The sequence below is a fragment of the Turicibacter sp. HGF1 genome, from assembly GCF_000191865.1.
GTDB lineage: Bacteria > Bacillota_I > Bacilli_A > MOL361 > Turicibacteraceae > Turicibacter > Turicibacter sanguinis.
This window is the reverse complement of sequence record NZ_AEXQ01000083.1, coordinates 35,578-48,530: the sequence shown is the minus strand read 5'-3', so window position 1 is coordinate 48,530 and position 12,953 is coordinate 35,578. Positions and strand designations below refer to the sequence as shown.

The window sequence follows — 12,953 nt, the reverse complement described above, 5'->3', positions numbered from 1 at the left end:
GATAGAATCTCTACGGATTCTATCAGTTTTTTTGTTTACACTAATTCTAATGTTTTCATGAAATCTTTAAGTTGTGATTCACGACTTGCACCTGCTAGTGCACACATCGGTTGATCTTGTGTTAATAAAAATCCCATGATAACCTGAGTCAGACTAATGTTTCGTTCTTCGGCTAATTGGTTAATAAGTTTAGCTAGCTCTAAGTTTTTCTCAGTATAATAAGGGCTGTCTTTAACGGCACCCTCGCCAAGCGTTGCTAATTTTGTAAAGAATCCGCTACATAAACTAAAATAAGGCATCGCTAATACATCTGATGTTCGATGGAACTCTAACATTTCTTCGTCCATTGTAACCATTGTTTCATCTGCATAAGGTTTCATATGAATTGAGCCAATGTTATAAAGGGCTTGGTTGGCTACAAATCCGCGATATCCTTTAGACTTTGCATAGTCCATGGCTTCTTTCATACGGGCAGTTGACCAGTTCGAGCAACCATAGTATTTGATTTTTCCATCACGGACGAAGTCTTGCATCGTTTCAATGAGTTCTGATACGGGACGATTTACATCATCACGATGATAGAAGTAAAGGTCGATACAGTCGATTTCAAGTGCGTCTAAACTTTTATTTAAATCGTAAGTCATATCTTCTTTAGATAGACGTGATGTTTGCATGTTTTCAAGAGGGGGATGTCCACCTTTTGTGACAATTACTAAATCATCATGACCACCACGATATTTAATCCATTCGCCGATTACTCGTTCTGAACGTCCGATTTCGCCATCAATCCAGTCGTTATAAATACGAGCTGTATCGATGACATTTCCACCCAATTCAACATATAAATCTAACATTTTGAATGCTTCTTCGCTATCCCAGGCAACACCTGCATTTGCTGTTCCAAAACCAATCGGGCAAAGTGATAAAGTCGTATCTTTAATTTGAATTCTTTGGTTCATAGATATGCTCCTTTTCCATTTTATAAATAAAAGTATGTCATGTTTTAGAGAATTAGTAAATAGAATAAACATTCGAATGTATACCTAAAATAACAGTGTAACAGTCTAGTTAAAACCAAGTAGTTCTTGGTGAAATGGGGATGGGTTCTCAGTACTACGTAGACGAATTTTCATAGTTATCATCGATTGGTAGCTCTACAGAATTTTAAGGTAAAATGCTTTTAAATAAAACTGAGGATGAGGTTAAACAAGATGTTGAATTTCATTTGAAGATGAATTAAAGTTTGTATTCGTTAGAGTAGCTGTTTGATATGGCAAGATGTATTTATACGTTTAGAACGGGAAACATTATAGCGAAGATGTCTGTTTTAGAGTGGGCCCTTGAGCTTTTGGGTGATGACGTGCAACCATTCATTTTCGAATCAATTAGAAGTTGAATGACTGAGGAGGTGACTGTAATGGATGATAAAATTTACTATCTCATTGGCTTATTTGATGAAGTAACTAATGAACAAATTCAAAATATTCATCGAGAGTTATCAAATCATGAAGTTCCATCTTCTTCAATGTGTCCACACTTAACGTTTGGTTCTTGGACGAATGTGGATCTAAATTTGTTATGCCATTGGCTTGAAGAAGTATGTGAAAATCAAGAAGAGATTCAGATTAATTTTAATCATCTTGGTTTATTTTCATTAAAAGTTTCTTTTTTAGCACCCTATGTTTCTAAACAGTTAATAGAGTTTCATGATAAAATTCATGAACGCTTTGAAGAGTATTGTGGACAGATGGGATATAATTATACTGCTAAATCTAATAATTGGGTTCCTCATGCAACCCTTGTTTTGGATGAAGAAGAGGCTGTATTAAGGTCATTACCGGTTATTGCAGAAGCTTTTGTGCCGTTTAGTGGGAAAATTACATCGTTATTATTATGTGAGTTTGGAACATTCGAGGAAATAAAGAAATTTAAATTAAAACAAAGCATGGAGGTTTAGGCCTCCATGCTTTGTTTTTATAGGGCATTTTCTTTGTTAGTTGATGCATCAAAATAATATTTTAATAATTGTTCAATTTCACTTTGAGTTAGCTCTTCATTGTTTGCTGGGGTTGAAGATTGATTTTGAGATGTATTTTTAGGTGAAGTTTCTATACGAATCATAGGGCTATAAGATTGCTTAGTGGAGACTGTACTTAGATAGGCGTAGTTAAATAGTTGTGAGACTGAGAAAGTTAAGAGACATGAAATGATAGCCACTGCTAAAAAACTAAATATTAGTGAACGATTATTGCTTCGACAGTTGTTTAGTATGTTTTTTATCTCTGTTTTTAAAGTGGATTGAATGGTTACTTGATTTATCATCTCATGAGTTGTTTCATCTGCTCCCTCATGTGTCATAGCTAGTGATTCATTTGAAATATCTTCCTTATAATCTTTCATAAAAATACCTCCAATAGTTTAGATGTTAACCTAAAAATAACATAAGAACCTTAAAATTAAATTAAATAATCACAGGCATACTTGAATATAATTTCATGAGATGAAGGAGGATTGAAAATGAGGGATATAAAACAACTTATTAATCAAATGACTCTCCAAGAGAAAGCAGGAATGTGTTCAGGACTTGATTTTTGGCGTTTAAAATCAGTTGAACGATTAGGAATTCCCAAGGTGATGGTTAGTGATGGCCCACATGGGTTACGTAAACAAAAAGATGGCGCAAGTGATGTAAATGACAGTATTAAGGCAGTTTGTTTTCCAGCCGGGTGTGCAATAGCCTGTTCATTTGACCGCGATTTACTCTATAATCTTGGTATTTTACTTGGTGAGGAATGCCAAGCAGAAAATGTTTCAATCTTGTTAGGTCCAGCGGTGAATATTAAACGTTCTCCCTTATGTGGACGAAATTTTGAATATTTCTCAGAAGACCCGTATTTGTCATCAGAGATGGCTTGTAATTATATTCAAGGTGTTCAAAGTCAGGGTGTTGGAACAAGTTTGAAGCACTTTGCTGCTAATAACCAAGAGTCACGCCGTATGACAGCAAGCGCTCAAATAGATGAGAGAACGTTGAGGGAAATTTACTTAGCTAGTTTTGAGAATGCTGTTAAAGTAGGAAAACCATGGGCAGTGATGTGTTCTTATAATCGAATTAATGAAGTCTTTGCTTCTGAAAATAAAAAGCTATTAACAGATATTTTAAGACATGAGTGGGAATTTGACGGATATGTGATGAGTGATTGGGGAGCTGTTAATAATCGAGTAGAAGGATTAAAAGCAGGTCTTGATTTAGAAATGCCAGGAAGTCATGGAACAAATGATAAATTGATTATTGAAGCTATTAATAAAGGGATATTAGATGAAACGACTTTAGATGAGGCTGTTGAGCGAATTGTAACGAAGATTTTTGAATTTGTGGATAACCGACAGGATGCTATTTTTAATCGAGATGTGCATCATGAAGCAGCAAGTAAGATTGCAACGCAGAGTGCGGTGTTGTTAAAGAATGATGGGGTTTTACCACTAAATAAAGAGGCCAAGATTGCTTTTATTGGGGCGTTTGCTAAGAGTCCTCGTTTTCAAGGAGGGGGAAGCTCGCATATTAATACGTATAAAGTTAATAGTGCACTCGAAGCGGTGTCAAATGTGACGTCGGTAAGTTATGCACAGGGATATGAGTTAGACGTCGATCAAATCAATGAAGAGTTAGTTCAAGAAGCGATTCAAGTTGCTAAATCTTCAGAAGTGGCTGTGATTTTTGCTGGATTACCCGATTTTTTTGAGTCAGAGGGTTATGACCGGACACATATGCAACTTCCAAATTGTCAAAATGAATTGATTAAAGAAGTAGTGAAGGTTCAACCAAATACGGTTGTCGTGTTACATAATGGATCACCAGTCGAGATGCCATGGATTCATGATGTTAAAGGGGTTCTTGAGATGTATTTAGCTGGTCAAGCGGTTGGATTGGCGACAATTGATTTGTTGTTTGGGCGCGTAAATCCAAGTGGAAAGTTAGCCGAAACATTCCCCTTAAAGCTTTCAGATAATCCATCATATTTAAATTATCAAGTTGTGGATGATTTAATTCATTATCGCGAGGGAATTTTTGTAGGATATCGATATTACGATAAAAAAGAAATGAATGTTTTATTCCCATTTGGATATGGATTAAGTTATACAACATTTGAATATCATGATTTAGTTTTAAGTCGAAAAGAAATGTTAGATACGGATGAACTTGTTGTTAGCTTGAAAATCACGAATACAGGAGCGGTAGCAGGAAAAGAAGTGGTTCAACTTTATGTGAGTGATTTAACTCATCTGACAATTCGTCCTATAAAAGAGTTAAAAGATTTTGTGAAAGTTGAGTTACAAGCGGGAGAGACAAAAGAAGTTCAGATGACACTCGATAAACGAGCTTTTGCTTGGTATAATGAAACTATTTCAGATTGGTATGTAGGCACTGGTGAGTATGAAATTTTAATTGGAAAATCTTCAAGAGAGATTGTTTTAAAAGATGTCATTAAAGTCCAAAGCACAGTGGAGTTACCATTTAAAGTCACAGCAAATACAACGTTTGGTGACTTAATGAAGCATGAAACATTAAGACCTATTATTGAATCCTTAGCTAAACAGATTGATATTTCTAATGTAGGGCAGGAGATAGACTTCAATCTTGAGCTAATTCAGGATACACCACTTCGTGAACTTCGCACTATTCAAAATATCGATAATGCAATGATTGAGTATTTAATTCAAACATTTAATCATTATTTATCTTAATTTTTTGAATAAAAATTATATAAAATACAGAAATTAGTCATGTAACATATTCTTAAAGGAGGCGGCTTATATGAAGCTAGCACCTGGAGAGTTACATAATTTAAAACAATTAACAATGAAGCGTTGTAGTCATTTAACTAACCAGGCTTTATATAAAGATAATGCTAAAGTTAATGCTACTAAATCTAGCTGATACTAGTACGTTTCATTTAGAAACAATGGCTTTTAGTTTTCTTTAATGTAGTACAGAGGAGATATATCGCGATGATATATCTCCTTTTTTATATTCAATTAGGTTCCGTCTAAAATATTTAAATTAATTTTCATTATCAATTAGAGTATTTAATTGATAAAATATCAGTTTTTATATTCACAAATAAACTCAATTTGATTATTATATTAATATAACTCTTTGCACTGCATATAAATCTACAGTACAAACTGAACAGGCAGCGACTAAGTCGTGTGGCCGGGTTGCTTAGCAACAGCAGATTTAATTATTCATATTGATGATAATTAACATCTGTGGGACAGTAAAATGTTTCACGGATGTTTTTTTATGTCCTTGTGAGACATTTTGCTCGTAAAACCATAGTAGTGAGGGTTATGAGAACGAAACTATGGGAGGATTAAGTATGAAGAAAAAAACTGATAAACAAATTGCTATGCGAGTATCAGCCGTCTCAATTATTGGAAATATTGCACTTTCTGTTATTAAATTACTTGCTGGTATTGTAGCTAATTCAGGAGCTATGATTTCAGATGCGGTTCATTCAGCATCAGATGTTATTTCTACATTTGTTGTTATTATTGGATACAACTTCTCAAGTAAAGGTTCAGATAAAGATCATCCTTATGGTCATGAACGTTTAGAATGTATTGCAGCATTATTTTTAGCAGCCATTTTATTTGCAACCGGTGTTGGAATTGGAATAGAAGGAATAAACAAAATTCTTCAAGGAAATTATGGAAACTTAGCGATTCCGGGAGCTATTGCACTTGTTGCGGCAGTTATTTCAATCGCCTTTAAAGAATGGATGTTTTGGTATACAAGACACGCTGCTAAAAAAATTAATTCGAGCTCTTTAATGGCAGATGCATGGCATCACCGTTCAGATGCTTTATCATCGGTTGGAAGCTTTATTGGAATCTTTGGAGCCAGACTTGGATTTCCAATCCTTGATCCAATCGCCTCAGTTATTATTTGTTTATTTATTTTAAAAGCAGCTTTTGAAATCGGACGCGATGCTGTGGATAAATTGACGGATAAAGCCTGTGATGATGAAACCATTAATGAAATGATTAAGTTAATAAAAGCTCAATCAGGTGTTATTAATATAGATGAAATTAAAACACGATTATTTGGAAATAAAATTTATGTTGATGTTGAAATTAGTGTAGATGGAAATCTAACACTTAATGAAGCTCATGATATTGCACAAAATGTACATGATGCTATTGAATCTAAATTTGAACACGTCAAACATTGTATGGTGCATGTTAATCCAGATACAACAAATATGACGTGCCATAAAAAAATTTCTCAAAGTGCCATGTAAGGCACTTTTTTTTATTTTAAACAGAGTATAATGAACTTAATCAAGGGGGGATTAGATGATTAAATTGAAGCATCTTTATATTAGAGAAGCAACGGTTACTGATGTGGAAACACTTGTGGTATGGTGGGCGACTGGTGAACTGATGCAACATGTTGGCTTTCCCAATGGGATTAGAACAAATATTGAAAAGTTAAGAACAGAACTTGAAATTCAAAAAGAGGATATTCAACCAACAAGTAAAAGATTTATGATTGTGAAAAATGATGGTTTTTCAATTGGAGAACTATCCTTTCATAATTTAGATCTTACGAATAAAAGTTGCGAAATCGGAATTAAGATATGTGAGCTTAGCGAACAAGGAAAAGGATATGGAGAAGAAGCGCTTCGAGGTTTTATTAATTATCTTTTTAGGACGTATGAGCTTCATCGTATTGAGCTTGATACGTTACTTGAAAATAAACGAGCACAACATCTTTATCAAAAAGTTGGTTTTAAGGTAGTAGGAGTTAAACGTGATGTTTGGCTTGATCCAGAAGGGAATTATCGAAGTGCTGTGGTGATGGATTTATTAAAAAATGACTTCTATTAAGAAGTCATTTTTTTATCTAAGAAAATTAATTTCGTTATAATTATATTGACGAAATTATACTATCATATTATGATAAAGTTAAGTTAAGGGAGGAATGAAAGTGGATATTAAACAAAAATGTGCTAAAGAAGCATTGAAGCTAATTCCTAAGTCAGGGGTTATCGGACTTGGTGGTGGAAGTACGATTAGTTATTTAATTGATGAAATTAAGGAAAATAAATTGAACGTTCAAATTGTAACGCCTTCTGTAAAAACTAAAATGCTCTGTCTTGAAAAGGAATTAACCGTCCTTGATCCTATGGCAATTCATCAAATTGATATTGCTTTTGATGGGTGTGATGAAGTAGATGCTAATTTTAATGCTTTAAAGAGTGGCGGTGGCATTCATACACGTGAAAAATTAATCGCATCGATGTCAAAAGACTACGTACTGTTAATTGATGAAACGAAGTTTAGTGAGGTTTTAACGTTTAAGCATCCAGTAGTTCTTGAAGTACTTGAATCAGCGATTTCTTATGTTCAATACGAGGTTTTAAAACTTGGAGGCGTTCCAGTGATGCGTCATTCAAGTGCAAAAGATGGATTTACGATTACGGAGAATGGTCATTATCTAATGGATGTGACGTTTTCTCAAGTATCAGATATTAAAGAGTTAAATGTAAAGTTAAATGAAATCTGTGGTGTGATTGGGACATCATTATTTACAAAAGAAGTGACTAAGGTTTTAATTGTGGATCAATTAATGGCAAAGGAGTGTTAAAATGAAAAAATTAAATTGGGCAATTTTAGGACCAGGATTAATTGCAACTGAGTTTGCACAAGCCTTACTAAATGTACATGGAGAAATTTATGCCGTTGGATCAAGGACGTTAGAAAAAGCAGAAGCGTTTGCTAAAAAATATCAGGTACAAAAAGCTTATGGAAGTTATGACGAACTATTAGCAGATTCAAATGTGGATGTTGTCTATATTTCAACCCCTCATTGTAATCACTATGAATATATTATGAAAAGTCTTCACCAAAATAAGCATGTGCTATGTGAGAAGGCCATTACGGTGAGTAGCTCAGAGTTAAAAGAAATTACTGAGTTGGCAGCCACTAAAAATTTAGTTGTTTCAGAAGCGATGACGATTTACCATATGCCTCTTTATGAAAAACTGAAACAAGTTGTACAGACCGGAAAATTAGGAACTTTAAAAATGGTCAATGTATCTTTTGGGAGTTGTAAGGAGTATGATGTGACGAATCGTTTCTTTAGCCCAGATCTTGCAGGGGGGGCATTACTTGATATTGGAACGTATGCTTTATCATTTGCTCGTTTCTTCTTATCAGCACAACCTCATGAAGTGTTAACGACAGTTAAAAAGTTTGAGACAGGTGTAGACGAGCAATCAGGAATCATTTTGAAAAATGATGCAGATGAGATGGCGGTCGTGACATTAACGATGCGTGCTAAGATGCCAAAGCGTGGTGTGGTAGCAGGAGATTTAGGATTTATAACAGTTGATAACTTCCCACGTGCAACACGTGCTATGATTACGTATCTTGATGGAACAACAGAGGTTGTTGAAGCGGGAGTCGAGGCAAAGGCGCTTGAATATGAAATCTTAGATATGGAAAACTATATTTTAAATAACGGTGGAGATGATGTTCTTCAGTTATCAGTAGATGTGATGGATATTATGACTGATGTCAGAAATCAATGGGGAATTAAATATCCATTTGAAAAATAAGGAGTTTTACTTCATGACTAAAAATGTGTTAGATAAAATTTTTGCGGTGTATGATGATTTATATGAAGCAGAGAAAAAAATAGCAACATATATTTTAAACAACCAGGAACAAGTCATTGAGATGACCGTTTCTTCTTTAGCATCTGCGAGTGGAGCTAGTGAAGCAACCATTATCCGTTTTTGTAAAAAGTGCGGATATAAAGGATTTCATGATTTAAAGATGAATATTGCAAAACAAATGATGAATTCAGGTTCAGTTAATTCAAATGATTTGAATGTAAGTAATTTAAAACAATCACTAAAAAATATTTTAGATAATAAAGTAGATGAGCTAACTCAAACGATTTCTTTGATGGATGAAAAAACGGTTGAATCGGTCCTTGATTTATTAGAAAAAGCAAGAGTTGTACAATTTGCCGCTGTTGGAAATACGATTCCTGTTGCACTTGATGCAGCTTACAAATTTAATCAAATTGGAATTAGTGCGGTTGCCACGCCAATTCATGAAACACAACTTGCACTTACTTATACGTTAACAGAGCAAGATATTATTATTGTCATTTCAAATTCAGGAGCTTCAAAAGATTTAGTGACTCTTATTGATGCAGCTAAAAAACACAATATTAAAGTCGTTGGAATTACGAATCATGATAATTCTCCAATTGCTGTTCTTTGTGATTATCACATTACCACGTTCTCAAGAGAGCGTCTATTCTTCAATGAATACTGTTTCTCTCGCATATCTGCGATGACTGTCATTGAAGTGTTATTTCTTTTATTAACATCTAAAAAACGAGATGCCTATCAAATCATGAATCAACATGAGCAAGCAATGGCAGATGATAAAATATAAACAGAATCATCTATGTTTTCTTTTTGGTGCAAATTAGTATTATAAATAGTAACAATATGATAAAATGGTAAAATTATCAATGGGTAACAGAATTGAAGAGAATAGGTGGGTTATTTTTGAATATTTTTACTATGATAAATGGATGGGGATCCGCAATCAAATGTAGTACCAGGATTCCAAATTTTAATTTTAAAAATATAATTTTTGAAAAAAACAGACCAGATTTAGAAGAAACTACATTAGTACAATCATCATTTGATAATTTATTAATGCAATTACCTATAACAATTATTAAAACAAAACATATTGTTAGAGATAAACAATGCAAGCATCTATATCCTGATATGTTACAGGCGGTGATTAAAAATAAGACGTCTGTAAAGATTAAAGATGTTGTTGTAGCCTTTGTCGCATGGGATAAAGACAATAGTCCGGTTAAAATAAAAGAAAGTATTGACTTTGGTGACGGGGCTTATATTAAAACAGTTAACTATACAGATATTAATTTAATTCCTGGTGGAATATTTAAAGGCCAAAGAAGATTAGAAATTGATGAAAGTTGTGAAATAAACACATTCAAATCCATTGTTTTATCGTACACCAATTATAAAGAAGAAACATGGATTAATCCACAATTTGAAAAATTCTGCAGTCTTTATGAAGGAAAACAATTGAATTAATTGATTTAAGAATATTAAATAAAAATGCGTCCTTTTAATAGAGACGCATTTTTTTATGAGGCATTTATCAAAGATATAAAAAACCGTGAGTGCCTCACGGCAGTCATGGTTTAGAAATAGGAGTGTAGAGCTATAAAAAGGAGGAACTTTAGTATATGGGTTGGATCACCAACCACTACTTATAGTTTCTACTAAATCCGACAAATTATTCAATTAAATTAAATAACACTTTTCTTATTAACCACAAATAATCAGAAAAGTGTTATTTTTATTTATGCACTTAAAAGAGGAACCTGGCTAAGCTAGGTTGAGATTTCCCCAAACTTTGTTCGCACTATCCACAACTAGTTTTAATTTGTTCCACTGATCCTCATGTGTAATAAGATTTCCTTCTTCAGTTGAGGCAAATCCACACTGCGGACTTAAACATAACTTATTAATATCCACATATTGAGATGCTTCTTTGATTCTTTCAATAATTAAATCTTGATTTTCAAGTTCGGCATGTTTCGTTGTAATAAGTCCAAGAACAACAAATTGGTCTTGGATGAAACGCAAAGGAGCAAAATCACCGTTACGGTCTGTATCATATTCAAGGAAGAACGCATCTACTTTCGCATTGCCAAATAAGATTTTGGCAACAGGCTCATAACCACCTGATGAAAACCAAGAAGAACGGAAATTCCCATGACAAACATGAAGCCCAATTTTTAAATCATCAGGACGATCCCCAATAATATCATTAATCATATTTACACAATCAAAGCATAACTCATCTACATCAATTCCTTGATCAATGTAACCTTGACGATACTCTTTTGACGCAAACACACCCCAGCTCGTATCATCTAACTGCAAATAACGACACCCTAAGTCATAAAATGCTGCAACCGCCTTGCGATACGTCTTCACAATATCTGCACGTAATGCTTCATTACTTTCATAAACTGGATTTTCATTATATCTTGAGTCAATAAGTGCTCCTACCATATAAAGCATACTTGGTGATGGAATCGTCATTTTGGCAACATGATCACCTGCTATTGATTTTAAAAACTTAAAATCTTCAAGCATAGGATGATTAGTAAAATCTAATTTACCAGATACATAAACTGTTTCAGCCTTTGTATCCACATCATGAAAATGATAACCTTCTTCTACCTCATACTTTGTTACGCCATCTAATCCTTCTAGGAAATCTAAGTGCCACCAAGCACGTCTAAATTCTCCATCAGTTACAAACTGTAACCCTGCGTCCTTTTGTTTTTGAACTAATTTTTTAATCTCATCATTCTCAATATCGCGTAACTCATCATCAGATAAAAATCCAGACTGATGTAATTTACGGGCTTCCTTAATACTATCTGGTCGTAAAAAGCTTCCTACAACCTCCGCTCTAAATGGTGCTACATGACGTGATTCTCCTTTAATAACCATTATATTTTCCCCCTTTATTTTTAGCTCAAAAAAACACTAGAGAATCGTCCTCTAGTGCTTAATAGCGCTAATTAACATTCTCTTATCTACCGAGATTTAGGACAAGAAATTCACGCTAAGGGGTGAGCAACAGAACCCTCAGCTATCTTCCTATGGTGGATAAAAATATTATTTCTGAATGTAGTCCCTTCACTGCTCTTGATAAGAATATTTAATTTTCTTTAAAGGTATTTTAATATATTTACCAATATTTGTAAATATCTATCTTACAATTAAGGTATAATTATCGATTAAACCTTGATCACTGCGAACTGCAATTTTCCCTTCAAACTTAATCTTATTTGTATTTGTATCTAAAATAGATAGATATTGAGTTGAATGACTTTGTTTATAAGCTATATAAAGAATATATAATTTATTGTCATGAGCAATGGTCTGTTCAATCCAGAAGTAATCGTACTGATTAAGTTCTTCTGTAAAACTTGGTGTTATGACCTCAGTAGAACTGATTGAAGCATCATACGTATAAATTCCTGAATCTGAAATTAAATATAGCTTATTATTTTTAACAATTAATTGATTTGGATAGATATTTAGGTTCAAGTCTATCGTTTTTGGTTCTTCGGTTTCTAAATCTAAAGACAGGAGTTGTAATTGATCTGAATGACTTGGATATCCTGTCATGTATAACATTTTTCCATCTGTTGTAGCAGTTCCTGAATAATCACTTGATAATTCGAATTTAAAAGTTGTACGTAATGTATCAGGGTTGAATGTATAAACAAGAATTCGAGAATTAGAATTCATTCTTCCGTAAGTTGTTAAAATGTAATAATAGGTTCCGTTATAGTCTGTAATATATTCACTGTCTCGTCCTTCTTGGGATGAGAATTCCTTTAACGCTACAGTAGTCGTTGTAATTTGATTTGTCTTTTTATTTTTAACAGCTAGACGACTCGTTGCCACATCAGCTGAGTAGGGGAATGAGGTATCAAACTGACTTGTGATAACATAGTCATCATTTTCAAACGTTTTAGCCCAAGGAGCATTTCTGTAAAGTTCTCTATTATCTAACTTTTCATCATCCATTGAATAGAAATAATCATATGTTGTGGGTGACATTTGAAAAGTGTCACTCTCAAGTAAAACTTTTGAGTAATTTGATTGATCCGTTTTAATAATTCCTTTAAGTGCAACTCCATCTAGTTCACTTAGATTCCCACTAATATTTTCTATTTTAAAATCTTGATTTAATTCAACCCGTTTCACATTTGTCATGAACGCCAGAGATCCTAACGAAATAAGACTAGCTGTAGTTAATCCGATCATATGATATAGTTTCATCATTTCACCTCT

General features: G+C 33.7%; 13 protein-coding genes and 1 riboswitch. Of the genes, 9 read left to right on the top strand and 4 right to left on the bottom strand.

Going from position 1 to position 12,953, the window contains the following annotated elements; all coding sequences use genetic code 11:
• Window positions 1–35: 35 nt before the first annotated feature.
• On the bottom strand, window positions 36–959 hold the full coding sequence (locus HMPREF9402_RS08310; RefSeq protein WP_006783935.1) for an aldo/keto reductase: 924 nt from the start codon (window positions 957–959) through the stop codon (window positions 36–38).
• Between the two features lie 458 nt (window positions 960–1,417).
• Here HMPREF9402_RS08310 and HMPREF9402_RS08305 point away from each other — a divergent pair, with 458 nt between their 5' ends.
• A complete protein-coding gene (locus HMPREF9402_RS08305) occupies window positions 1,418–1,957 on the top strand; it encodes a 2'-5' RNA ligase family protein (RefSeq protein WP_006783936.1) in 540 nt (179 codons plus the stop codon).
• 17 nt (window positions 1,958–1,974) lie between these two features.
• Here the strand turns inward: HMPREF9402_RS08305 and HMPREF9402_RS08300 are convergent, their stop codons facing one another.
• Window positions 1,975–2,400, bottom strand: coding sequence for a hypothetical protein (locus HMPREF9402_RS08300; protein ID WP_006783937.1), 426 nt, complete (start codon window positions 2,398–2,400; stop codon window positions 1,975–1,977).
• 117 nt (window positions 2,401–2,517) lie between these two features.
• Here HMPREF9402_RS08300 and HMPREF9402_RS08295 point away from each other — a divergent pair, with 117 nt between their 5' ends.
• From HMPREF9402_RS08295 to HMPREF9402_RS08265, 8 genes are all read left to right on the top strand, one after another.
• Window positions 2,518–4,746: a beta-glucosidase family protein gene (locus tag HMPREF9402_RS08295; RefSeq protein ID WP_009607099.1), complete on the top strand. Its 2,229-nt coding sequence runs from the start codon at window positions 2,518–2,520 to the stop codon at window positions 4,744–4,746.
• Between the two features lie 70 nt (window positions 4,747–4,816).
• Window positions 4,817–4,939, top strand: coding sequence for a hypothetical protein (locus HMPREF9402_RS14905; protein WP_006783939.1), 123 nt, complete (start codon window positions 4,817–4,819; stop codon window positions 4,937–4,939).
• A 238-nt stretch (window positions 4,940–5,177) separates the two neighbouring features.
• Window positions 5,178–5,282, top strand: a riboswitch (NiCo riboswitch).
• 99 nt (window positions 5,283–5,381) lie between these two features.
• On the top strand, window positions 5,382–6,305 hold the full coding sequence (locus tag HMPREF9402_RS08290) for a cation diffusion facilitator family transporter (RefSeq protein ID WP_006783940.1): 924 nt from the start codon (window positions 5,382–5,384) through the stop codon (window positions 6,303–6,305).
• Window positions 6,306–6,360: 55 nt separating this feature from the next.
• Window positions 6,361–6,894, top strand: a complete 534-nt coding sequence (locus tag HMPREF9402_RS08285) for a GNAT family N-acetyltransferase (RefSeq protein ID WP_009607097.1) — start codon at window positions 6,361–6,363, stop codon at window positions 6,892–6,894.
• Between the two features lie 100 nt (window positions 6,895–6,994).
• Window positions 6,995–7,654: a ribose 5-phosphate isomerase A gene (gene rpiA / locus HMPREF9402_RS08280; protein ID WP_006783942.1), complete on the top strand. Its 660-nt coding sequence runs from the start codon at window positions 6,995–6,997 to the stop codon at window positions 7,652–7,654.
• Window position 7,655: 1 nt separating this feature from the next.
• Complete coding sequence (locus HMPREF9402_RS08275) at window positions 7,656–8,627, top strand: Gfo/Idh/MocA family protein (RefSeq protein ID WP_006783943.1); 972 nt, start codon at window positions 7,656–7,658, stop codon at window positions 8,625–8,627.
• A 13-nt stretch (window positions 8,628–8,640) separates the two neighbouring features.
• Window positions 8,641–9,480, top strand: a complete 840-nt coding sequence (locus HMPREF9402_RS08270) for a MurR/RpiR family transcriptional regulator (RefSeq protein WP_006783944.1) — start codon at window positions 8,641–8,643, stop codon at window positions 9,478–9,480.
• 116 nt (window positions 9,481–9,596) lie between these two features.
• Window positions 9,597–10,160 (top strand): DUF5780 domain-containing protein, encoded by a 564-nt coding sequence (locus HMPREF9402_RS08265; protein WP_050780861.1) that lies wholly within the window; start codon window positions 9,597–9,599, stop codon window positions 10,158–10,160.
• Between the two features lie 297 nt (window positions 10,161–10,457).
• Here the strand turns inward: HMPREF9402_RS08265 and HMPREF9402_RS08260 are convergent, their stop codons facing one another.
• Window positions 10,458–11,597 (bottom strand): 5-methyltetrahydropteroyltriglutamate--homocysteine S-methyltransferase, encoded by a 1,140-nt coding sequence (locus HMPREF9402_RS08260; RefSeq protein WP_009607089.1) that lies wholly within the window; start codon window positions 11,595–11,597, stop codon window positions 10,458–10,460.
• A gap of 261 nt (window positions 11,598–11,858) precedes the next feature.
• Window positions 11,859–12,941 carry a hypothetical protein gene (locus HMPREF9402_RS08255; RefSeq protein ID WP_009607086.1) on the bottom strand — a complete coding sequence of 361 codons (1,083 nt, stop codon included), beginning with the start codon at window positions 12,939–12,941 and terminating at the stop codon, window positions 11,859–11,861.
• Window positions 12,942–12,953: the final 12 nt, after the last annotated feature.